The organism is Sphingomonas sp. CFBP 13706, assembly GCF_014842355.1.
Lineage (GTDB): Bacteria > Pseudomonadota > Alphaproteobacteria > Sphingomonadales > Sphingomonadaceae > Sphingomonas > Sphingomonas aerolata.
Window position 1 is genome coordinate 67,540 of sequence record NZ_JACYVM010000002.1, and the last position, 22,168, is coordinate 89,707.

25 protein-coding genes are annotated in these 22,168 nt (G+C 65.9%); 12 read left to right on the top strand and 13 right to left on the bottom strand.

The window, feature by feature from the left end:
- Positions 1-68: 68 nt before the first annotated feature.
- The 4 genes from argF to queE all read left to right on the top strand — a co-directional run bounded on the left by argF (position 69) and on the right by queE (position 3,597).
- Positions 69-992: an ornithine carbamoyltransferase gene (argF, locus tag IFS44_RS03695; RefSeq protein ID WP_192097580.1), complete on the top strand. Its 924-nt coding sequence runs from the start codon at positions 69-71 to the stop codon at positions 990-992.
- 164 nt (positions 993-1,156) lie between these two features.
- On the top strand, positions 1,157-2,062 hold the full coding sequence (gene hslO / locus IFS44_RS03700; RefSeq protein WP_166746733.1) for an Hsp33 family molecular chaperone HslO: 906 nt from the start codon (positions 1,157-1,159) through the stop codon (positions 2,060-2,062).
- A 196-nt stretch (positions 2,063-2,258) separates the two neighbouring features.
- On the top strand, positions 2,259-2,963 hold the full coding sequence (gene queC / locus IFS44_RS03705; RefSeq protein WP_037529622.1) for a 7-cyano-7-deazaguanine synthase QueC: 705 nt from the start codon (positions 2,259-2,261) through the stop codon (positions 2,961-2,963).
- Between the two features lies 1 nt (position 2,964).
- Positions 2,965-3,597 carry a 7-carboxy-7-deazaguanine synthase gene (gene queE, locus IFS44_RS03710; RefSeq protein ID WP_192097581.1) on the top strand — a complete coding sequence of 211 codons (633 nt, stop codon included), beginning with the start codon at positions 2,965-2,967 and terminating at the stop codon, positions 3,595-3,597.
- A 57-nt stretch (positions 3,598-3,654) separates the two neighbouring features.
- Here queE and IFS44_RS03715 read toward each other — a convergent pair whose 3' ends face one another.
- The 3 genes from IFS44_RS03715 to lipB form a co-directional block, all read right to left on the bottom strand.
- Entirely contained in the window at positions 3,655-4,362 is a 708-nt protein-coding gene (locus tag IFS44_RS03715; RefSeq protein ID WP_192097582.1) for a hypothetical protein, read from the bottom strand.
- 279 nt (positions 4,363-4,641) lie between these two features.
- Positions 4,642-4,890 (bottom strand): hypothetical protein, encoded by a 249-nt coding sequence (locus tag IFS44_RS03720; protein WP_031396007.1) that lies wholly within the window; start codon positions 4,888-4,890, stop codon positions 4,642-4,644.
- A 91-nt stretch (positions 4,891-4,981) separates the two neighbouring features.
- Positions 4,982-5,704, bottom strand: coding sequence for a lipoyl(octanoyl) transferase LipB (gene lipB / locus IFS44_RS03725; protein ID WP_342366325.1), 723 nt, complete (start codon positions 5,702-5,704; stop codon positions 4,982-4,984).
- A gap of 169 nt (positions 5,705-5,873) precedes the next feature.
- On the opposite strand from lipB, the gene IFS44_RS03730 reads away from it, so the two are divergent.
- Positions 5,874-6,695 (top strand): hypothetical protein, encoded by an 822-nt coding sequence (locus tag IFS44_RS03730; RefSeq protein WP_192097583.1) that lies wholly within the window; start codon positions 5,874-5,876, stop codon positions 6,693-6,695.
- Positions 6,692-7,432 carry a hypothetical protein gene (locus IFS44_RS03735; protein ID WP_037529614.1) on the top strand — a complete coding sequence of 247 codons (741 nt, stop codon included), beginning with the start codon at positions 6,692-6,694 and terminating at the stop codon, positions 7,430-7,432. The genes IFS44_RS03730 and IFS44_RS03735 overlap by 4 nt, the downstream gene beginning before the upstream one ends.
- A 33-nt stretch (positions 7,433-7,465) precedes the next feature.
- Here the strand turns inward: IFS44_RS03735 and IFS44_RS03740 are convergent, their stop codons facing one another.
- From IFS44_RS03740 to IFS44_RS03750, 3 genes are all read right to left on the bottom strand, one after another.
- The gene (locus IFS44_RS03740; RefSeq protein WP_192097584.1) at positions 7,466-8,059 is read right to left on the bottom strand and encodes a GNAT family N-acetyltransferase; all 594 of its coding nucleotides are present in this window, start codon (positions 8,057-8,059) and stop codon (positions 7,466-7,468) included.
- A 10-nt stretch (positions 8,060-8,069) separates the two neighbouring features.
- On the bottom strand, positions 8,070-8,912 hold the full coding sequence (gene hemF / locus IFS44_RS03745; protein WP_192097585.1) for an oxygen-dependent coproporphyrinogen oxidase: 843 nt from the start codon (positions 8,910-8,912) through the stop codon (positions 8,070-8,072).
- Positions 8,913-8,980: 68 nt separating this feature from the next.
- Positions 8,981-9,430 (bottom strand): tRNA (cytidine(34)-2'-O)-methyltransferase, encoded by a 450-nt coding sequence (locus tag IFS44_RS03750; RefSeq protein ID WP_031393567.1) that lies wholly within the window; start codon positions 9,428-9,430, stop codon positions 8,981-8,983.
- Positions 9,431-9,625: 195 nt separating this feature from the next.
- Here IFS44_RS03750 and petA point away from each other — a divergent pair, with 195 nt between their 5' ends.
- From petA to IFS44_RS03770, 4 genes are all read left to right on the top strand, one after another.
- Complete coding sequence (gene petA, locus IFS44_RS03755; protein WP_051916295.1) at positions 9,626-10,192, top strand: ubiquinol-cytochrome c reductase iron-sulfur subunit; 567 nt, start codon at positions 9,626-9,628, stop codon at positions 10,190-10,192.
- Between the two features lie 10 nt (positions 10,193-10,202).
- Positions 10,203-11,501: a cytochrome b gene (locus IFS44_RS03760; RefSeq protein ID WP_192097586.1), complete on the top strand. Its 1,299-nt coding sequence runs from the start codon at positions 10,203-10,205 to the stop codon at positions 11,499-11,501.
- A gap of 21 nt (positions 11,502-11,522) precedes the next feature.
- Positions 11,523-12,365, top strand: coding sequence for a cytochrome c1 (locus IFS44_RS03765; protein ID WP_031441575.1), 843 nt, complete (start codon positions 11,523-11,525; stop codon positions 12,363-12,365).
- Between the two features lie 244 nt (positions 12,366-12,609).
- Positions 12,610-13,257, top strand: a complete 648-nt coding sequence (locus IFS44_RS03770) for a hypothetical protein (RefSeq protein ID WP_192097587.1) — start codon at positions 12,610-12,612, stop codon at positions 13,255-13,257.
- A 4-nt stretch (positions 13,258-13,261) separates the two neighbouring features.
- On the opposite strand, the gene IFS44_RS03775 is transcribed toward IFS44_RS03770, so the two are convergent.
- From IFS44_RS03775 to ychF, 3 genes are all read right to left on the bottom strand, one after another.
- Positions 13,262-13,723 (bottom strand): MaoC/PaaZ C-terminal domain-containing protein, encoded by a 462-nt coding sequence (locus tag IFS44_RS03775; protein ID WP_192097588.1) that lies wholly within the window; start codon positions 13,721-13,723, stop codon positions 13,262-13,264.
- A gap of 14 nt (positions 13,724-13,737) precedes the next feature.
- Positions 13,738-15,048 carry an alkaline phosphatase family protein gene (locus IFS44_RS03780; RefSeq protein ID WP_192097589.1) on the bottom strand — a complete coding sequence of 437 codons (1,311 nt, stop codon included), beginning with the start codon at positions 15,046-15,048 and terminating at the stop codon, positions 13,738-13,740.
- Positions 15,049-15,120: 72 nt separating this feature from the next.
- On the bottom strand, positions 15,121-16,218 hold the full coding sequence (ychF, locus tag IFS44_RS03785; protein WP_056406069.1) for a redox-regulated ATPase YchF: 1,098 nt from the start codon (positions 16,216-16,218) through the stop codon (positions 15,121-15,123).
- Between the two features lie 339 nt (positions 16,219-16,557).
- Between ychF and IFS44_RS03790 the strand changes: the two genes are divergently transcribed.
- Complete coding sequence (locus tag IFS44_RS03790; protein WP_192097590.1) at positions 16,558-17,622, top strand: NAD(P)-dependent alcohol dehydrogenase; 1,065 nt, start codon at positions 16,558-16,560, stop codon at positions 17,620-17,622.
- A 179-nt stretch (positions 17,623-17,801) separates the two neighbouring features.
- Here the strand turns inward: IFS44_RS03790 and IFS44_RS03795 are convergent, their stop codons facing one another.
- From IFS44_RS03795 to IFS44_RS03810, 4 genes are all read right to left on the bottom strand, one after another.
- A complete protein-coding gene (locus IFS44_RS03795; RefSeq protein WP_192097591.1) occupies positions 17,802-18,407 on the bottom strand; it encodes a TIGR02466 family protein in 606 nt (201 codons plus the stop codon).
- Entirely contained in the window at positions 18,404-18,973 is a 570-nt protein-coding gene (gene pth / locus IFS44_RS03800; protein WP_031441582.1) for an aminoacyl-tRNA hydrolase, read from the bottom strand. Before pth ends, IFS44_RS03795 begins: the two co-directional genes overlap by 4 nt.
- A 227-nt stretch (positions 18,974-19,200) precedes the next feature.
- Entirely contained in the window at positions 19,201-19,899 is a 699-nt protein-coding gene (locus tag IFS44_RS03805; RefSeq protein WP_056406071.1) for a 50S ribosomal protein L25/general stress protein Ctc, read from the bottom strand.
- A gap of 258 nt (positions 19,900-20,157) precedes the next feature.
- Entirely contained in the window at positions 20,158-21,024 is an 867-nt protein-coding gene (locus tag IFS44_RS03810) for a TraB/GumN family protein (RefSeq protein ID WP_192097880.1), read from the bottom strand.
- A gap of 203 nt (positions 21,025-21,227) precedes the next feature.
- Here IFS44_RS03810 and IFS44_RS03815 point away from each other — a divergent pair, with 203 nt between their 5' ends.
- Positions 21,228-22,067 (top strand): glycine--tRNA ligase subunit alpha, encoded by an 840-nt coding sequence (locus tag IFS44_RS03815; protein ID WP_183937090.1) that lies wholly within the window; start codon positions 21,228-21,230, stop codon positions 22,065-22,067.
- The last annotated feature ends 101 nt before the right edge of the window (positions 22,068-22,168 follow it).

The following is a 22,168-nucleotide window of genomic DNA, read 5'->3' on the forward strand; positions in this document are numbered from 1 at the left end:
CGATATGGGTCTTCGGCTTCGCTCAGCCCCTACTCAGGACGAACGGAACTTCTTACGGGGTCGTTACAATGAGCAACCGCCATTTCCTGAATCTCACCGACGCCGGCGCCGACGGCATCGCCGCGATGCTTGCCGACGCGCTCGATCGCAAGGCGGCGCGCGCCGGCTTCACCAAGGGCCGCGCCGACGCCGATGCGCCGCTCGCCGGCCACACGCTGGCGATGGTGTTCGAAAAAAACTCGACGCGCACGCGGTTCAGCTTCGACATGGCGATCCGCCAGCTCGGCGGGACGTCGATCGTCGCCGATGCCGGCAGCATGCAGCTCGGGCGCGGCGAATCGATCGCCGACACCGCGCGCGTGCTGTCGGGCTATGTCGACGCGATCATGATCCGCACCGACGATCATGCCAAGGTCGAGGAGATGGCGCATCATGCCAGCGTCCCCGTCATCAACGGGCTAACCGACGCGTCGCATCCGTGCCAGATCATGGCCGACCTGCTGACGATCATCGAGAGCGGCAAGGCGCTGCCCGGGCTCAAGGTCGCGTGGCTGGGCGATGGCAACAACGTGCTCGCCTCGATTGTCGAGGCCGCCGGGCTGATGCAATTCGACGTCGTCGCCGCCTGCCCACAGGGGTTTCAGCCCGAGGAGGAGGCGATCGTCCGCGCCTCGGGGCACGCGCGCGTCGTCGCTGACCCGCGCGAGGCGGTCGAAGGTGCGGACATCATCGTCACCGACACCTGGATCTCGATGGGGCAGGCCAATGCCGAGAGCAAGCTGAAGGCCCTTGCCCCCTATCAGGTCGACGCCGCGCTGATGGCGCTCGCGCGGCCCGATGCGAAGTTCCTCCACTGCCTCCCCGCGCATCGCGGTGAGGAGGTCACGCCCGAGGTGATCGACGGCCCGCAGTCGCTGATCTGGCAGGAGGCCGAAAACCGCCTCCACGCGCAGAAATCGGTGCTGCGCTGGTGCTTCGGGCAGATCGGCTGAAGCGCCCGGTTGGTTGATCGGGCGCAGGTCAGCCCCCATTTCCGTCATTCCCGCGGAGGCGGGAATCCATAAACTCCGAGCTGGTGATCAGACCACCAGCGTATGTCGCTCTGCATCCCCGCCTGCGCGGGGATGACGCCGCGACGGGGGATGCCGAAGGAACGATGGTGAACGACCCCAACATGACCGATCTCGACCGCGCGCTGGCGTTTGCGATTCCCGCGCGCAGCGCTCGTGGCCGAATCGTCCGGCTCGGCACCGCGCTCGACGAGGTGCTCGCCGCGCACGCCTATCCGCCTGCGATCGAGAAGCTGCTCGCCGAGGCGCTGACGCTCGCCGCGCTCATCGGCTCGACGCTGAAGGACGCGAGCGGCCAGCTGACGATGCAGACCCGGACCGACAATGGCGTCGTCCAGTTGCTGGTCTGCGATTACCGCGGCGGCGAGGTGCGCGGCTATATCGAATACGATGCGGACAAGCTTGCCCAGGCGCCCGTCGAGCCGACCCTGTTCGCGTTGTTCGGCCAAGGCTATCTCGCGATCACCTTCGACATGGCGAGCAGCAACGAGCGGTATCAGGGCATCGTCCCGCTCGACGGCGATACGCTGTCTGAGGCCGCGCAGAGCTATTTTACCCAGTCCGAGCAGATCCCGACAATGGTCCGTACCGGCATGGCGAAGGGCCCCGACGGGCGCTGCGTCGCGGGCGGCCTGTTCCTCCAGCATCTGCCTGAGGGCGAGGACGGCCGCGAGCGGCTGCATACCAAGCTCGACCATCCCGAATGGGAGCATGTCGCGACGCTCGGCAACACGATGGGCGCGGACGAGCTGACCGATGCGGCGCTGCCGCTCGAGACGCTGGTGTGGCGGTTGTTCAACGAGGACAGCGACGTCCGCATCCTTGCCGATATTCCGATCACGCGCGGCTGCCGGTGCGATCCCGATTATATCCGGGGCGTGATTGCGAAATTCCCGATCGACGAACGCCGCGACATGGCGGACGAGAGTGGCTTCATCCAGGTCGACTGCGCATTCTGTGCAAAGAAATTTCCGGTTCCGGTCGAGGAATGACGCGTTTCTCATTCACGTGACGGTGGGAAATTGCGCGGCGTTAATGCGCTGTTTACCGCGCCGGGCTATACCTCCCTCGTGCTTTAGAGATTTCAGCACGTTTCTCCCTTGAGGCTGCTATTAGCGCCAACCTTTCAGGGCCGCCTTCGGGCGGCCCTTTCTTTTTGCCGCGGTCTGGCCTAGCGCGTCGCGCATCATGACATCATCAGCTCCCTTAGCGGTCGCCCTCGTCTCGGGCGGCCTCGACTCGATGGTTTCCGCCGCCATGCTGCGGGAATCCGGCCGGCGCCTGCTCGCGCTGTCATTCGACTATAACCAGCGTCACCGCGTCGAGCTCGACGCCGCGCGCCGCGTCGCCACCGCGCTTGGCGCCGAACGCCATATCGTCCTGCCGATGGACCTGTCCGCGTTCGGCGGTTCGGCGCTCACCGCCGATATCGACGTGCCCAAGGACGGTGTCGGCACCGATGATGCGGGCGGCATCCCCGTCACCTATGTTCCCGCCCGCAACACGATCTTCCTCAGCCTCGCGCTTGGCTGGGCCGAGGCGGCGGGCGCGCGCGACATCTATATCGGCGTCAATGCGCTCGATTATTCGGGCTATCCCGATTGCCGCCCCGAATTCATCGCCGCATTCGAGGGGCTGGCCGAACTCGCGACCAAGGCGGGGGTCGAGGGCGATCCGTTCCGCATCCAGGCGCCGCTCCAGCACATGACCAAGGCGGATATCGTCCGTGAGGGCACGCGGCTCGGGCTCGACCTCGGGCTCAGCTGGTCGTGCTATGATCCGACGCCCGCCGGCAAGCATTGCGGCGAGTGTGACAGCTGCCGGCTCCGCTCGCGCGGCTTCGACGAGGCTGGGATCGCCGATCCCACCGTCTACGCGGTCAAGCCGGTCTGACATGAGTTACGCGGTCAAGGAAATGTTCCTGACGCTGCAGGGTGAGGGCGTGAATGCCGGCCGCCGGGCGGTGTTCGTGCGCTTTGCCGGATGCAATCTGTGGTCGGGACGCGAACAGGACCGCGCGACCGCGGTCTGCCGGTTCTGCGATACCGATTTCGTCGGTACCGACGGACTGGGTGGCGGCAAGTTCGCCGATGCGCGTGCGCTGGCGGACGCGGTCGCAGGGTTCTGGGGCGCGGGAACACAGGACCGGTTCGTCGTGCTGACCGGGGGCGAGCCGATGCTCCAGACCGACGATGCGATCGTCGATGCGCTTCACGCCGCGGGCTTCCGGATCGCGATCGAGAGCAACGGCACCCTGCCGGTCCATCCCGGCATCGACTGGGTATGTATCAGCCCCAAGGCGGGCAGCGTCGTCGTCCAGCGTCATGGCGACGAGCTGAAGCTGGTCTGGCCGCAGCCCGGTACCGACATCGCTGATATCGAGACATGGGATTTCGCGAACCTGCTGCTCCAGCCGCTCGACGACCCGCAGGCAGATGCCAATCGCGATGCCTGTGTCGCGCTGGTGATGGAGCGTCCGCAATGGCGGCTGTCGCTCCAGACGCACAAGATGCTGGGGCTGCGCTAGGCCGTCTTCCCGCTCCGGCAGGGAAAGCCCCCGGCTCAAGGGCCGGGGGGTAATCGTTCAGCGGTTCGCGATGCCCACGCCCGCCGCGGGGGGCCAGTCGAGCGCGCCGCACTTCTTGGCAACCCATTCCGCCTTCTTGTTCCAGCAGATCGGGTCGAGCCGCGGCATCTTCACCCGGTCGCGGCCGATATAGCGCGGGAAACGCTGTTCGCCCCAGGGGATCAGGCTGTTGCGCAGCTCGCGCGTGCGCTGCAGCGTCAGATCGCCGAACTGCCCGCGCGGCGTGAACAGCGCGTCACGGCCGATCGATGCGGTCGTCTGGCAAAAGCCATATTGCGCCGCGACCGTCGCGAAGTTCGAATAGGTGCGCGTGCCGAACTGGTCGAGCGCAGCCTGGCCGGCCTTCGCACCCTTGGCCTTGTTGACACGCAGGAAGTATTTGCCGAGCGTGTCGAAGGCGCCCTGCAATTCGGTACCGTGATCGGCGAGGATCGCATTGTAGTTCGACACCGTCAGCAGCGTCGGTTCGAACTGGCACTGGAGCGCCGCGACGTTCAGCGCCGCGCGCATGTGCCAGACCATCGCCGCGCGCTTCTCCGCGCTGGTGGCGTCGGGCATCGCCTGGCCGAGATCGGCCTCGTCCCCGGTCACCGCCGGCGCGGAGAAATCGCGCGATTGCAGAAAAAACTGGGCCGAGGCGGGCTGAGCCAACGCCATCGAGCCGCTCGCCGCGCAGAGCGCCAGCGCAGTACGCACCATCTTCATTCCCAACTCCCCGGGCATTCCATCCCGAGATTTCTAAAGCGTTTCTTGCCAACTCCCAACTGTTTTGAGGGCTCCAGCAGCCGATCGCGGCTTCGGGTACGGTCCGGGCCGCAGATTTCCGTCGCAGCCGAAACGAGATCGCGCCCTGCGGGCAATAAACACGGCTAGCGGTGGCATCGCATATCCCGCCGCCCCGTCATCGACAGGGCCCCAACGACAAGGGGCCGCCCGGTTTCCCGGACGGCCCCCCGCATCACGCAATTTTCCGAAACCGGAAAATTACATCATGTTGTTGGTCATCATGGTGTCGTTCGACATCATCGTGTCGTTCGCCATCATGCCGTCGTTCATCGCGCCGTCAACGGCGGTCATGTTGTCGGTCATCGTGTCCATGCCTTCGGTGGCATTCATGTCGGTGACCATCGTGTTGTCGGTCGTGGTCTCGGTCTTCGGACCGCATGCCGAAACGGCAAGCGCTGCGCTGGCGATCAGCGAACCGGTCAGAACCTTGGAGATGAGTGAACGCATTTGGAAGCTCCCTAGATAGAGGATTTGGTAGGCTTGGAGGCCAGGTATATACCCAAATCGTAGTGGACATTAATCTGTAAAGGCCTGGCCCTCAAGCCTCGTTTTCTTGAGCCAAAGAAAGTGTTTCAAGGAACACGCCGCTCGTCAACGTCAGGGCAGCGTCAAAAGTTGCCATGTCGACGTCGATCCCGAGCGATTTCAGGCTGGTCACGGGGTATTCGGCAAGGCCACACGGCACGATTCCGCCGAAATGTGTCAGGTCCGGATCGATGTTGACCGCAAAACCGTGCAGCGTCACCCAGCGCTTCACGCGCACGCCGATCGCGCCGATCTTCGCCTCGCGGCCGCCGAGATTAGGATCGCGCGTCCAGATGCCGACACGGCCCTCGACCGAAAACGCGGCGACGCCGACCTCGCCGAGCGCCGCGATCACCCAGTCCTCGACCGCGTGGACGAACCGCCGGACGTCGCGCCCGCGCCGTCCGAGGTCGAGCACCAGATAGCCGATCCGCTGCCCCGGCCCGTGATAGGTGTATTTGCCGCCCCGTCCGGTATCGAACACGGGAAAGCGCGGATCGACCAGGTCGACCGGATCCGCGCTCGTCCCCGCGGTATAGACCGGCGGGTGCTCGAGCAGCCAGATCAGCTCGCGCGCATCGCCGGTGGTCACCGCGGCGGCGCGCGCCTCCATCTCGGCGAGCGCGGTGGCATAGGGGGTCAGGCCGGTATCGGTCCGCCATTCGAGCCCGTCGAGGCGCGACGGCGGATCGGCGGGCGCGTGGCGGCCGGAGGTCGGGAAGGGGGAAGCGGTCACGCGACCCATCTGCGCACTTGCCGCCGGTGATGCAAGCGGGCGGGGGCTTGCCACGCCGGCTGGTCCAACCGTCGCGGGAGTGGTCAAGGCCTGGGGCTTGGGCTACGTCGCGGCGGTATCGGGCATGCGTGCCAGGCGGCGAACGGGGAACAGGCGGATGGGAAGAGGCGTGAAAATCGGCACGGTCTGGGATCGTACCACCGAGGTCCTGTCAGGGCGTGCCGGCCAGATCGCGGCCGTTGCCTTGCCGACCCTGGTCCTCCCGCCGGTCGTCAACAACGCGCTCGTCCTGCTCGTCCCGCCGCAGCCGGCGGTGCAGCTCGTCGCCGGCATCGTCAGCGTGGCGTCCGCGTTGCTCGCGATCCTGGGGTCGCTCGCGATCCTCGCGCTGGCGACGCAACCCTCGACCGACCGCACCGAGGCCTATCGTCAGGCGCGGGCGCGGCTGCTGCCCGCGCTCGGCGTGTCGCTCGTCGTCGCGCTGATTGCGCTGGTCCTGATGGCGCCGGTGTTCATCGCGCTGATCGCGTCGCATTTCGACTTTGCCGCCGCGTCCGCTGCCGCCAGCGCGCCCGCGCGAATGCCGCAGCTGCCGCGCGCGACGGCGATGTTCGTCGTGCTCTACAGCGTTGCGCTGATCCTGCTCGCCATCTGGGCCAGTGCGCGGCTGATGCTGGTGACCGCGGTCGTGCTCAACGAACGCCTCGGGCTCGGCGCGATCCGCCGCTCGATCGCGCTGACCCGCGGGCTCACCTGGAAGCTGATCGGCGTGCTTTTGCTGTTCGCGATCGTGTTCGCGATCGCCACCTTCGCGGCGCAGGCCGTTGTCGGGCTCGTCTTTCGCCTGATCCTCGGCGGAGACCAGATCCCGACCGCGATGTTCCTTGCCGGGATCGCCGGCGCGCTTGCCAGTGCGGCGCTGATGGCGCTCGCCTATGTCTTCACGGCACAGCTCTATGTTGCCACCCGAGAGAAACCGATCACCGAATGAAAATCGACTTTACGGGCGTGTTGAAAGACGCCTGGGCCCTGTTCAAGCGCGACCGCGATCTGCTGCTCCGGATCGCCGGGCCCTTCCTGTTCCTGCCTGCCTTCGCGCTCGCGCTCGTCGTGCCCGACCCGCCGCTGCCCGATGCGGCGACGCGCGGCGACGAGGCGCAGGCGCTGGTCTGGGCGCAGGCGGTGACCGACTGGGCGGGGGCGAATGGCGGCTGGTACTGCCTGGCCTATGCGCTCAGCTTCTTCGGCATGGCGGCGGTCTATACGCTGTATCTCGACCGTGACCGGGTCGATATCGGTACCGCGCTGCGGCGCAGTGCCACGCTCCTGCCGCGCTATCTGCTCGCGATGATCCTGGTCTCGCTGCCAGCGGGGGCGGGGCTGCTTCTCTATGCGATCCCCGGTCTCTACATTCTCGGTCGGACGATGATGACCGGGCCGGTGCTCGTCGCCGAAGGACCGATCGGCGCGTTCGCCGCGATCCGGCGCAGCCTGTCGCTGACGCGCGGCGCCGGCCTGCCGCTCATGTCGCTCGCCGCGTTCGGCTATATGAGCGGCTGGCTGCTCGGCATGCCCTTCATGGCGCTCGATGGCGCGATGCGCGACGGTGGACAGGGCAATCCGGTGGCGATTGCGCTCGTCGATGCGGGCGCGGCGGCGGCTGCCACCGCCTCGGGGGTCGCGATGGCGCTGATCGCGGTGTCGGTTTATCGGCGGCTGGCGCGCTAGGCGGTCGCGGACCGACGTGACAAGCGTGCGTGTCTAGCGGCGTCCGCCCAGAAACGGGATCTGCGGCGCGACATCGGCGGGCAGCATCCCGGTGGCGCGCGGATCGGGAAAGGTCTCGATCGTCCGCCGCGTCGCGACGAACCCCTGAGCGCGGTAGAAGCCGAGCGCGCGTGGATGGTCGAGCGTACAGGTGTGCAGCCAGACCCGCTCGACACCCCTGGTCCAGGCCCGGGCAAGCGTCTCCGCCATCAGCCACCGGCCATGTCCCTGGCCGGCGAGTTCGGGGATCAGCCCGAAATAGGAGATCTCGCAAGCGCCCGCCCGGCGCAGGTCGAGCTCGAGCATCCCCACCTCGATCCCCGCCGGATCGATCACCGCGTGCACGGCAATGCCCGGATCGCCAAGGATCGCGGCGAGCGCGGCATCGTCCATCGCCAGCCGCGAGAACCACAGCCAGCGCGATCCGACCCGGGCGAACAGCGCGCGATAACCCTCCAGCGTCGGCCGCTCCCAGCGCAGCAGCCGCAGCCGCGACGTCGGCATCGGCCTGAGCGGCGGCCTGCGCAGCATTTCGAGCGTGGTCACGATCGTGGCGAGCACGTCGTCCGCGACGGGGATCAGCGCCACCGGGCCCCGCTCACGACCAGGTCGCGCGGGGCGGCAGGCTCATCAGGATCGCCTCGATATTGCCCCCGGTCTTCAGCCCGAACAGCGTGCCGCGGTCATAGACGAGGTTGAACTCGGCATAACGACCGCGCCATTCGAGCATCGCGGCCTCGTCCTGCGGTGTGAACGGCGTGTCCATCCGCCGCCGGACGATCCGCGGATAGGCGTCGAGAAACGCTTCGCCGACCTCGCGCGTGAACGCGAAATTGGCGTCGAAATCGCCGTCGAGATGATCGAAGAAGATCCCGCCGACGCCGCGGTTCACCTTGCGGTGGGGAATCTGGAAATAGGCCTCCGCCCAGTCGCGGAAGCGCGGGTAATAGGCCGGGTCGTGCGCGTCGCAGGCGGCCTTCATCGTTGCATGGAAATCGGCGGTGTCCTCGGCGATCGGCAGCGGCGGGTTAAGATCGCCGCCGCCGCCGAACCAGCGCTTGGTCGTGTTGAGGAAGCGGCAGTTCATGTGCACCGCGGGGACGTGCGGGTTGGCCATGTGCGCGACCAGGCTGATCCCGGTCGCGAAGAACCGTGGATCCTCGCCCGCGCCGTGGATCGACTTGGCGAACTCGCCCTCGAAAATGCCGCCCACGGTCGAGACGTTGACGCCGACCTTTTCGAACACCTTGCCCTTCATGACGCCGCGCACGCCGCCACCGCCGGGTTCACCCGACGGATCGATCCGGTCCCAGGGGGTATAGTCGAACACGGCATCCGACCCGGCTTCGCGCTCGATCGTCTCGAACTCCGCGCAGATCCGGTCGCGCAGCGATTCGAACCAAATGCGGGCGGCGGCTTGCTGGGGGTCGAGCTCGGTCATGGCACCGTCCTACAAATCCTGGTCGGGGCGGGGAAGGGGCGCGTTCGCCCGAGACTTCCCTTGGTAGGTCAGGCGGGCCAGCCGTCCGTCTGCCGCAACGCCTCTGCCGCGACGATCGCGGTCGCGACCGAGATGTTCATCGACCGCAGGCCGGGCCGCATCGGGATCAGCACGCGCAGGTCGGCGCGGGCATGGACGTCATCGGGCACGCCCGCGCCCTCGCTGCCCATCAGTAGCACGTCGTCGCTCTGGAACGTCGCCGCGTCGAGCCGGACCGCGCCCTTCGTCGTCAGCAGGACGATGCGCCCGCGGACCTGGTCGCGAAACGCCGCCCAGTCGACATGCCGGACGATCTCGACCGCGCCGACATAGTCCATCCCCGAGCGCGCGACCGCCTTTTCGTTCCAGGTGAACCCCATCGGCTCGATCAGATCGACCGCAAGTCCGAGACAGGCGGCGGTCCGCAAAATGGCGCCGACATTGCCGGCGATATCAGGTTGGTAGAGGGCGATACGCATACCGCTGCCTCTAATCCGGAACGCGCCGCAGTCAAAATGCTGTTGGCAAAGCGGGCTTGCGCCGTCTATCACCTATGGGCCTCCGTGGGGACGGTCGGGCAGGATGGGCGTGCGGTGCGGCGAACCGGCATGCGCATCGGGCCACGAGAATAAAGATAAACTGCAAGGGCGAGATGAATGGCGATAGTCGACGACATGGTTCCACCCGGCGAGTCGCCTGAACCGTTTCACGAAGAGGCGCACGACCCGCGCCGCCGCGATTTCATCAATATCGCCGCCGTATCCTTCGCCGGGGTCGGCGCCGTCGCGATCGTCCTGCCGCTGATCAACCAGATGAACCCTTCGGCCGACGTGCTGGCGCAGTCGACCACCGAGATCGACCTGTCGAAGATCCTGCCGGGCCAGGCGATCAAGACGAGCTTCCGCAAGCAGCCGCTGTTCGTGCGCAACCTGACGCCGAAGGAAATCAGCGAGGCCGACGCGGTCGACGTATCGACGTTGCGCGACCCGCAGACGCTCGAGGAGCGGACCAAGGCGGGCAAGAAGAACTGGCTGATCACGCTGGGCGTGTGCACGCATCTCGGCTGCGTTCCGCTCGGCGCCGGCGAGGGGGAGAACAAGGGGCCATTCGGCGGCTATTTCTGCCCGTGCCACGGTTCGGCCTACGACACCGCCGCGCGCATCCGCAAGGGCCCCGCACCGACCAATCTTCAGGTGCCGGACTATGCCTTCAACTCCGACACCGTCGTAACGGTAGGCTGAGGAAACAACCATGAGCTTTCCCTGGGCCAAGCAATACGAACCGAAGCTGCCGCTGATGCGGTGGCTGGATGAACGGCTCCCCGTTCCCCGGCTCGTCTACAACGCGGTCGGCGCCGGTTACCCGGTCCCGCGCAACCTCAATTATTTCTGGAATTTCGGCGTCCTTGCCGGTGCCGCGCTGGCGATCCAGATCATCACCGGCATCACGCTGGCGATGCATTACGCCGCCAACGGCACGGTCGCGTTCGACTCGGTCGAACACATCATGCGCGACGTCAATGCGGGCTGGTTCCTGCGCTATGCGCACGCCAACGGCGCGTCGATGTTCTTCATCGTCGTCTACACGCACATCTTCCGCGGGCTCTATTACGGCTCGTACAAGGCGCCGCGCGAGATGGTCTGGCTGCTCGGCGTGACGATCTTCCTGCTGATGATGGCGACCGCATTCATGGGCTATGTCCTCCCCTGGGGGCAGATGAGCTTCTGGGGCGCGCAGGTCATCACCGGGTTCTTCTCGGCGATCCCGCTCGTCGGCGACACCATCCGCATCTGGCTGCTCGGCGGATTCGCGCCGGACAACGCCGCGCTCAACCGCTTCTTCTCGTTGCACTATCTGCTGCCGTTCGTGATTGCGGGCGTCATCATCCTGCACATCTGGGCGCTGCACATCCCGGGGTCGAACAACCCGACCGGCGTCGACGTGAAGGGCAAGCAGGATACCGTGCCGTTCCACCCCTATTACACCGCGAAGGACGGCTTCGGGCTTGGCATCTTCCTGCTGGTGTTCGCCGGCCTGCTGTTCTTCTTCCCGAACTATCTCGGCCATCCGGACAATTACATCCCGGCGAACCCGCTCTCGACGCCCGCGCACATCGTCCCCGAATGGTATTTCTGGCCGTTCTACGCGATCCTGCGCGCCTTCACCGCGGACTTCATCCTGCCCGCAAAGCTGTGGGGCGTGCTGGCGATGTTCGGCTCGATCCTGCTGCTGTTCTTCCTGCCGTGGCTCGATAATTCGCCGGTCCGCTCGATGAACTACCGGCCCAAGGCGCGGATCGCGTTCTGGGTGCTGGTCGCCGACATCCTGATCCTGGGCTATTGCGGCGGTGCACCGGCGACGGCGACCTATGTGATCCTCAGCCAGATCTGCGCGGCCTATTATTTCGCGCATTTCCTGATCATCCTGCCGCTGATCTCGCGGTCCGAACGGCCCCGGCCGCTGCCCAATTCGATCACCGAGGCAGTGCTGGCCAAGCGTGGCGGGACGAGCCCGGCGCACACCGCGCTCTCCCCCAAGCCCGCGCACTGATACGGACTAGAGGATACATATATGGTTCGTCTCATCGCATCCCTGGTCGGCGCCGCCTTTGTGCTGGTGCTCGGCATCGCGCTCTTCGGCAGCGTGTCGGGCGTCATCACCGACCCCGTCGCGCCGTCTGCCGAGAGCGTCGCGCACAAGCATCCCAAGGAGCTCGAGCTCGCCTCGAACGGCGTCTTCGGCAAGTTCGACCGCCGTCAGCTCCAGCGCGGGTTCCAGGTCTACAAGGAAGTCTGCTCGGCCTGCCACTCGCTGCGGCTGGTGTCGTTCCGCGATCTCCAGAAGATCGGCTATTCGGAGCCCGAGGTTAAGGCGATCGCCAATCAGTGGGTAATCGAGCAGCCGACGATCAATCCGGAGACCGGCGAAGCCGCGACCCGCAAGAACATCCCGTCGGATCGCTTCCCGTCGCCGTTCGCCAACGAGGTCGCTGCCCGCGCCGCCAACAACAACGCGCTGCCACCCGATCTCTCGCTGATCACCAAGGCGCGCGAGGAGGGCACCGCCTATGTCCACTCGCTGCTGACGGGCTACACCGATCAGCCCGCGGCGTTGCTCAAGCAGTTCCCGGACATCAAGACGCCCGAGGGTCTCTACTACAACCCGTATTTCGCGAACCTCAACATCGCGATGCCACCGCCGATCACCGCGGACGATCAGGTGGCCTATGCGGACGGGACCAAGGCGACGAAGGAACAGATGTCGGCAGACGTCTCGGCCTTCCTGACCTGGACGGCAGAGCCGAACTTGGAGTCGCGGCACGCCGTCGGCGTCGCGTCGATCCTCTTCATCCTCGTCTTCTGCGGCCTTGCCTGGGGCGCCTATCAGAACGTCTGGCGCGACGTGAAGCATTGATCCCGCGCCGCGGCCATCGCGGCATCATGGCGTGAACAACGGCGGATCGGGGCAACCCGGTCCGCCGTTTCGCGTTTGGCGAGCCGCTGGCTGCCCGTGCCCGTGTCCGGGGCCATGCAACCCATGCCCAACCTGCAGTCCCGGCGCGCGTCAGCCGTCGTTCATGGAACCTGCGGTAGGTCGGTATTGTTGTGCGACCAATGGCGGCGCGTTGGGTCCGCTCTCCAGGTACGGGAGATTTTCGATGTTTTTCAAGCGACCAGGACTGGTCAGTCTCGCCATTGGTGTCGGCCTCGGCGTGGCCGGTTGCACCGATGGGTATGGCTATGGCGGCGGCGGGATCGGCTATGCGAGCGATCCCTATTATGGCGGCGGCTATGGCAACGGCTATTATGACGGCTATGGCGGCGGATACGGGGCCGGTTATGCCGGCGTCGGGCTCGGCTCCTATTATGGCTGGTATGGCGACTATTATTATCCGGGTACCGGCGGATACGTCTATGATCGCAACCGTCGTCCGCACCGCTGGAACGGTGCGCAGCAGCGCTACTGGCAGGGGCGTCGCGGCAATTACCGCGGTGCCGGCAACTGGGGCAATTTCGCCCGTGGCAACAGCCCCGCCGCGCGCGATTATCGCCAGGACCGGCGTGGCGCGAACCGTGACTTCCGTCAGGGTCGGCGCGATGACCGAAACCAGCTGCGCGACGGTCAGATTACGCGCGAGCAATATCGCGGCGAACGACGTGAAGCGCGGCAGAGCTATCGCGGCGAGGCACGTCAGGACCGGCGTGAATATCGTCAGGAGCGCGGCAATGGAGGCGGGTTCCGCGGTCGTGGCGGCGGCGGCGGCGGCCGGGGCGGCGCCTATATGAACGTCCCCGTCCCGAAGTGACGGGTCAGGAGGCAGGCGCGCCGGCCGGGCGCGTCTGCATCAGCGCGTTCGACACGAACGTCATCACCATGACATCGTCCTGATTGAACACCTGCATCTGGCTTTTCACGATCCCCATTTCGGGGCGGCTGGCGGAAACCCGTTTGCCGAGCACCTCGGTCACGCAGCGCAGCGTGTCCCCCGGATAGACGGGCTTCAGCCATTTGAGTTCATCGATCCCGGGCGATCCGAGACTCGCCTGACGGTGCTCACGGATGTGCTCCACCAGCATCGCCATCGTCATCGCGCAGCTATGCCAGCCGCTTGCCGACAGCCGACCGAAATGCGTCTTCGCCGCGGCCTCGTCGGACAGATGAAAGGGCTGCGGGTCGTACTTCTCGGCAAAGGCGATCACCTCGTCGCGCGTCACCGGATAGTGGCCGAACGCCGCGGTCGCCCCGACTGCGATATCTTCGAAATACTGCACGCCCGCTGCTCCTCCTATCGTCGCAGCACCTTTTGGAAGGGCGCGTCGTTGCCGTCCAGCCCCGGTTCCGCGGGCAGCCCGATCAGGTCGCGGAGCAGTGGCTCGACCGCGACATTGTCGAAGCTCGCGATGGTCTTGCCACCGATGAACGCAGGACCGTTCGCGATGAACAGCGCGCGCATTTCGGGGGCGGCATTGTCATAGCCGTGCGAGCCGCCGGCCGAGACCTTGGTGGGCGTCGTCCGATCGACGCGCCAGCCGACGTCGGCGAGGCACAGATAGCTCGGAACGCGCGGATTGCGGCCATAATGGAAGCGTGCCGGGATCTCCGCCTTGCGCCAGCATTGCAGGTGGTCGTGCTTCCGAAGCAGTCTGGCCTCGAGCGCGTCCTCATGCCCGGGCACCGCGAACAGCGTCGCATAGGCGCCCGTCTCGACGAGGCGATAGTCGGCCGGCGCCACGATCCGGTCCATCGCGACGACACGCGTGCTGCTGGTCGCCGCCATGCCGTGATCCGACACGATGACCAGATTAGCCGGCTGGCCAAGCGTCGCGAGCCCGGCGACGAGGCTGCCGATGCTGTCATCCACCTCGGCGGCTGCCTGTGTTGTCAGGGGGGAGTCGGGGCCATTGTCGTGTGCGGCCATGTCGACGGTATCGAAGTACAGTGTCACCAGCTTCGGCCGGATCGTGGCCGGTCGCCGAATCCAGTCGAGCACCGCGTTGACGCGTTGCGTGGCGCTGATCTGCTGGTTGAACTGCTGCCAATCCTGCGGCCGGGTACCGCCGTCGATCGCGCCGTGGCTGTTGGGTTTCAGCGTGCCGCCGACCGCGACATTGGCGCCCGGCCAGAACATCGTCGCGGTCCGGATTCCCGCCTTCTCGGCGTCGACCCAGATCGGCGAGCTTTGGCTCCACCAGAAGGGATCGTCGCTCGCCATGGTGAATTTCTCACCGGGCCGCGCGGGATCCTCCATCGTGTTGCCGATGATGCCGCTGCGATCGGGTCTGAGCCCGGTCACCAGGGTCCAGTGATTGGGGAAGGTGACGCTCGGGAAGGAGGGTCGCATCGCCGCAAAGACGCCGCCGGCGCGCAACTGGTTCAGGTTCGGCGTGACGCCCCGGTCGAGATAGTCGGGGCGGAAGCCATCGATCGACACGAGGATCGTCACCGGTGCCTGTACCGCCAGCGGCTGCGGGCCCTGAGGAGCGGCGGTGGCGGTCGCGGGGGCAGCCTGGGTTACCGGCGCCAGGGCAGGGGGCGTGGCCGGATAGGCACAACCCCCGAGCGCGAGTGCCAGAGCTGAAAACGTCGCGTGTCTCATGCCGTCTGTTCTGCTCGCTACGCCCGCCCCCGGCGCGTGACTACACACGCAGGGGGCGCAACATTGTTGGGATCAGCTGTGCAGGAAGTGCATCACGTCGCCGTCATGGACGACATAGGCCTTGCCCTCGGCGCGCAGCTTGCCCGCTTCGCGCGCCTTCGATTCCCCGCCCAGCGCGATAAAGTCGTCGAACGCGATCGTCTCGGCGCGGATGAAGCCCTTTTCGAAATCGCCGTGGATCTCGCCCGCCGCCTGCGGCGCGGTCGCGCCCGCATGGACGGTCCAGGCGCGTGCCTCTTTCGGGCCGACCGTGAAGAAGGTCAGCAGGTGGAGCAGCTTGTAGCCTGCGGTGATGACGCGAGCGAGGCCGGTCTCTTCCAGCCCCAGCTCGCCCAGGAACTCGCCGCGATCCTCGACCGGCATCGTCGCGATTTCCGCCTCGATCGCTGCCGATACGACGACTGCCTCGGCGCCCTCGGCCGCGGCCTTCTCGAATACGCGCGCCGACAGCGCATTGCCGTTCGCGGCATCACCCTCGTCGACGTTACAGACGTACAGGACGGGCTTGGCGGTCAGCAGCTGCGCCTGTGCGAACACGCGCGCCTCGTCCTCGTCCTTGGGTACCGTCAGCCGCGCGGGCTTGCCTTCGCGGAGCAGCTCGAGCGCCTGGCCGAGTACGGCGGCGCCGATCTTGGCTTCCTTGTCGCCCTGCATGCCCTTCTTGGCGAGGTTGGGGACGCGCTTCTCGAGGCTTTCGAGATCGCTGAGCATCAGCTCGGTCTCGACCGTCTCGGCATCGGCGATCGGATCGACTTTGTTGTCGACATGAGTCACGTCGCCATTCTCGAAACAGCGCAGCACATGGACGATCGCGTCGACCTCACGGATGTTGCCGAGGAACTGGTTGCCGAGCCCTTCGCCCTTCGACGCGCCGCGCACGAGGCCGGCGATGTCGACGAAGCCGAGCTGCGTCTCGATGATCTTCTGCGAGCCGGCGATCTTCGCCAGCGCGTCGAGCCGCTTGTCGGGCACGCCGACATTGCCGACGTTCGGCTCGATGGTGCAGAACGGATAGTTCGCCGCCTGCGCCGCGGCCGTCTCGGTCAGCGCGTTGAAGAGGGTGGACTTGCCGACGTTCGGCAGCCCCACGATGCCGCAGCGAAAACCCATGATATGCCCTTGGTATAAGATTGTGCGGGCGCTTTAGGGCAGGGCGAGGAGGAACGCCAGCAAGGACGCCTACGCACACGACCGGGCGCGACTCCCCTTATCTCTCCCACCCCGGCGAAGGCCGGGGCCCAGGTGGGGGACGTTGCTCATGAAGGTCGGCACGCCGCTACTGCGACCTTTCCAACTGGGCCCCGGCCTTCGCCGGGGTGGTCGCTGATTTCAACATTCTACTGATCGACCTAAACGATTGCCGCAATGCAGCAAAATTATCGTACCGCTCGGTAGATATTGCGAGTCCCGTGCGTATATCGCGCTCTGCCAGTCAGATTTAGGAATAGCATGACCACCACCGCCAAGGGCTACGCCGCCCAGTCGCCCGAGACGCCGCTCGCACCGTTCAGCTTCGAACGCCGCGCGCCGGGCAAGACCGACGTCGCGATCGACATCGCGTTCTGCGGCGTCTGCCATTCGGACCTCCACACCGCCAAGGGAGAGTGGGAAGGCACGTTGTATCCTTGCGTTCCGGGCCATGAGATCGTCGGCCGCGTCACTGCAGTCGGTGACGACGTCACCGAGTTCAAGGTCGGCGACATCGCCGGCGTCGGCTGCATGGTCGACAGCTGCGGCCAGTGCCCGTCCTGCACCGACGGCGAGGAGCAATATTGCGAGACGACCGGGTTCGTCGGCACGTATAACGGCCCCGACCCCGTGCTCGGCGGCCACACGTTCGGCGGCTATTCGGACCATATCGTCGTCGACGAGGGCTTCGTGCTCAAGGTCTCGCATCCCGAGGCCGATCTCGCCGCGGTCGCGCCGCTGCTCTGCGCCGGGATCACGACCTATTCGCCGCTGAAGCACTGGAAGGTCGCCCCCGGCCAGAAGGTCGGCATCGTCGGTCTCGGCGGTCTCGGTCACATGGGCGTCAAGATCGCCAACGCGATGGGCGCCGAGGTCTATGTCTTCTCGACCTCGCCGAACAAGCGCGAGGATGCCAAGCGTCTCGGCGCGAAGGACCTGATCGTGTCGAAGGACGCCGATGCGATGGCGGAGCATGCGAACAGCTTCGACTTCATCCTCAACACCGTTGCTGCGCCGCACAATCTCGACCCGTTCCTCGAGCTGCTCAAGCGTGACGGCACGATGACTCTGGTCGGCGTGCCCGCCGAGCCGCATCCGTCGCCCTCGGTCGGCAACCTGATCTTCCGCCGTCGCCAGCTGGCAGGCTCGCTGATCGGCGGGATCGCGGAGACTCAGGAAATGCTAGATTTCTGCAACGAGCATGGTCTGGTGTCGGACATCGAGATGATCAAGATGGACGAGATCGAGCCGGCCTATGACCGCATGGTCAAGAGCGACGTGAAGTATCGCTTCGTCATCGACATGGCGTCGATGAAGACGGCCTGATGGGTGAGGGGGGGCACGTGAGTTCGCGCCGCCCCCTCAAACACACCTCCCCGGCGAAGGCCGGGGTCCAGGTGGGAAGGCCGATGTAATGAGGCCAGTCCTTCGTTAGCGACCTTTCCTAACTGGGCCCCGGCCTTCGCCGGGGAACGGTCGTTTCAAACGGTCACCCGTCCCCTGCCTCACCACCGATAATTGAAACTGATGCTGATCCGCTCGCCCTTCGCAGCATTCGGCACGACCTCATGCCGCAGCCAGCTCTCCCAGAGAAACACGCTGCCCGGCTTCGGCACCGCATAGACGAACGTCCGCAGGTCCTCCGGCGCGTCGTCGAGCCGGGTCGGCGCGGCCATCATCATCGGCAGCCGCGGATCCTCCAGCTTCAGCGCGCCGGCCCCTTCCGGAATCGTCACGTACATCGTCCCCGACACGACGCTGTGCGGGTGGATATGCCCAGAATGCGCGCCGCCCGGCTTCAGGACGTTCACCCACAGGCTGTCGAGCTTCAGCTTTCGCCCGCCCAGATCGAACGCGCAATCCCTGGCGAACGCGGCGACATGCTTGTTGAGCAGCCGCACCAGATCGGCGAAACGCGGGTCGCGCAGCGGCAGGTCGTTGAGCGAGGCGTAGGACGTGTACCCGCGATAGCCATGCGCCTTCGACCAGGCGACGCCCGCGCGATCGGCCTTGGACAGTTCGAGCGAGGCGTCCTCCAGCTCCTCGACCAGATCGTCATCGCCGAGATCGGCCTCGTAGAACCGCGTGGCGAACAGCGAGCGGGTGGTCATGGTTGCATCCTCACAGCGACATCATTCATGAAGCGGACGTCGTCGCCCGCCGCCAGCCACGCCGCCTCCGCGGCGATCGCGCCGAGCATGTCGGACAGCGGCTCGATCTCGGTCTTGGCGTAATTGCCGAGCACATAGCCGGTGACCCGGTCCTTGTGCCCCGGGTGCCCGATGCCGAGCCGTACGCGGCGGAAATCGGGGCCCAGATGCTGGTCGGTCGAGCGCAGCCCGTTATGCCCCGCGGTCCCACCGCCGGTCTTCACCTTCACGCGGAAGGGCGCGATGTCGAGCTCGTCGTGGAACACCGTCAATGCGTCGACGTCCAGCTTGTAGAAGCGCAGCGCCTCGCCGATCGCGCGGCCGCTCTCGTTCATGAAGGTCGCGGGTTTCAGCAGCAGGATCTTTTCCGATCCGATCCGGCCTTCCTGCGTCCAGCCCTGGAACTGCTTCTTGACCGCGCCGAAGCCGTGCACCGCGGCGATCGCGTCGGCGACCATGAACCCGACATTGTGCCGGTGCATCGCATATTGCGCCCCCGGATTGCCGAGTCCCGCCCAGATCTGCACGTGTAATTCTCCAAAAACGATCGTTGCCCGCGCCCCAAACCGTCATTCCCGCGGAGGCGGAAACCCATAGTGGCAAACCTCTCGATTCCATAGGAAGGTCCGAGGGTCTGGATCCCCGCCTGCGCGGGGATGACGGCTTTTTTGGGTGGGCGGAATGGCTTGCAAAACGAAACGGGCGGGAAAGCCCTAGCTTTCCCGCCCGCCAGATCGTCCGAAGACGAAGGAGATTAGTCCTTCTTCTGCGGCGTGATCTTGTCGTCGTCATTGTGATCGTCGTTAGGCTCGACCACGGGCTCTTCGTCCGAAGCAGCCTCGGCAGCTTGCGCCTCGGCGACTTCAGCCTCGAGCTCTTCGTCCTCGACGGTCGGGACGGTCGGCGGCACGATCGTGGCGATCGCGAAGTCGCGGTCGTCGATCGCGGGCGTCGCGCCCTTGGGCAGCGTCACGTCGCTGATGTGGATCGAATCGCCGATTTCCATGCCGGCGAGCGAAATCGTGATCTCGCTCGGGATGTCCGATGCGTCGACGACCAGCTCGACCTCATGGCGCGTGATGTTGAGCACGCCCTTGCCGCGCTTGATGCCCGGTGCGTCGTCCTCGTCGGTGAACACGATCGGCACGGCGACCGTGACGGTCGAATGCTCGCCGATGCGCAGGAAATCGACATGGATCGGGCGATCCGTGACCGGGTGGAACGCAACGTCCTTCGGCAGCGTGCGCACGCCGTTGACCATCACGACCGAATTCATGAAGTGGCCGGTCATCAGCGCCTTCATCAGCGCCTTTTCCTCGAGGTGAACCGAGGTGGGTTCCTTGTTCAGGCCGTAGATCACGGCAGGCACGCGGCCATCACGACGCAGCGCCCGGGAGGCTCCCTTGCCAACCCGGTCACGCGTCTCGGCTGCGAGCGTCAACTGGTCGCTCATCAATATTCTCCGAAACTCGTTTGTTGTTCTTCCCGCCCACGCCTCCAGGGATGACCATGGACCGGAAGCGCGGGCGCATAGCGGAAGAAGAGCGCAAACGCAATATTTCCCCTCTCCCTTCGGGGGAGAGGGAGGGGCCCGCACGCACTTGCGTGTGGGAGGGTGAGGGCACGGTCTGCCACAAACGCGTGCCCTCACCCTTCCGTCGCCTACGGCTCCTCCCTCCCTCTCCCCCCGGGGGGGGGGAGGGTAAGTCGCTCAATACTGCACCCGCTCCGCCTTCACGCCGAGCTTCGCCAGTTGCGCCTGAACGCTGTCCTGCCCCGCAAGATGCCCGGCGCCGACCGCGACGAACACCGTCCCCGGCGATTTCATCCGGTTCGCGACCCAGTCCGCCCAGCGTGCATTGCGATCGACCAGCAGGACCTTCGCCACCTCGGGCGAATCCTTCAGGCTCTCGTTCATCTCCTTGGCGAGCGCCTCGGGATCGCCCTTCGCCCATTCGTCGACCATCGTCGCCATCGTCGTCTCGAGCTTGGGCAGTTCGTCGATCGTGCTGCCGAGGAACTGCAGCTGGGCCTGTTGCGACAGCCCGCCGAAATAGCCCAGCTGCTGCTCCGCCGTCTCCAGCCCCGTCACCGGCTTGCCCGCCGCCTTGGCCGCGGCAGTGATGACCTGCTCGGGTCCATTCGCGGCGTCATAGCCAAGCTTTGACAGCGGTGCGATCGACAGGTTGGTCGCCGCCAGCCACGGGCGGAACCGGTCGAACGCGTTCGCCGGCAGCCCGAGATCGGTCACCGCCTTGGCATAGGCGGCGCGCTTGTCCGCGGGCAGCTGTTCGGTCAACGTCGGCCCGTCCTTCGTCACGCCGGTCGCCATGACCAGGGTCTGCATCTTGGCGGGATCGGGCATCACCAGCTCGAGCACGACCTGCTGCGAGCGGTCGAACGCGGTCTTCACCGCCTCGTCGAACCATGTCATGCCGGGTTTCAGCACATGGATCGTCCCGAACAGGTAGATCGTCGTGTCCTTGTCCTTCACCACCCACAAGGCGGGATCGGCATCGTTGGCGGCCTGCGCGGGTTTGGGCGCGACCTGCGCGCAGGCGGGCAGCGCGAACGCCATCGCGATGGCGGACAGCGTCGAGCGCAGCGGGGCGGATCGGAGCGACGCGAGTCGGGAAAACAGCTTCAAGGGGAGGGCATCCTCATCGTTGGTCGGCCCCATGTAGGATGCGCGATCGCAACGCACCACTTGCCTCGCGCACCCCCATCCGCCAAAGCCCGCGCGTGACCCAGCCCCTGAAAAAGCCTCTTAGCTTCCAGCGCATGATCCTCACGCTCCATGACTATTGGAGCGATCACGGGTGCCTGATTCTGCAGCCCTATGACATGGAAATGGGTGCGGGCACCTTCCACACCGCGACGACGCTCCGCGCGCTCGGGCCGAAACCGTGGAACGCCGCGTTCGTCCAGCCCTGCCGCCGCCCCACCGATGGCCGCTATGGCGAAAATCCGAACCGGCTCCAGCATTATTACCAGTATCAGGTGATCCTGAAGCCGAGCCCTGCGAACCTTCAGGAACTCTATCTCGGCTCGCTCGCTGCGATCGGCATCGACATGCTCAAGCACGACATCCGTTTTGTCGAGGACGATTGGGAAAGCCCGACGCTCGGTGCCTGGGGGCTCGGCTGGGAGGTCTGGTGCGACGGCATGGAGGTGACTCAGTTCACCTATTTCCAGCAGATGGGCGGCTTCGACATGAAGCCCGTCGCGGGCGAGTTGACCTACGGGCTTGAGCGGCTGGCGATGTATATCCAGGACAAGGACAGCGTCTACGACCTCGCGTTCAACGATGCAGGCGTCACCTATGGCGAGGTGTTCCTGGAGAACGAGCAGGAGATGTCGAAGTGGAACTTCGAGGTCGCCGACACGGACTCGCTGTTCGACCAGTTCCGCAAGCACGTCGCCGAATGCGAGAACTCGCTCGCCGCAAAGCTGCCGATCCCGGCCTATGAGCAGGCGATCAAGGCCAGCCACATCTTCAACCTGCTGCAGGCGCGCGGGGTGATCTCGGTCGCCGAACGCCAGGCCTATATGGGCCGCGTCCGCGACTTGGCGAAAGGCGCCTGCGCCGCCTGGATGGACAAGCACGGATGGGCGGCGTGATGCACCCCCGCAGCGCCGCAGGCTGCATCTCTTCTTCTCTCCGCGTCCTTTGCGCCTCTGCGCGAACAGAATATCGCGCAGAGGCGCAGAGAGCGCAGAGT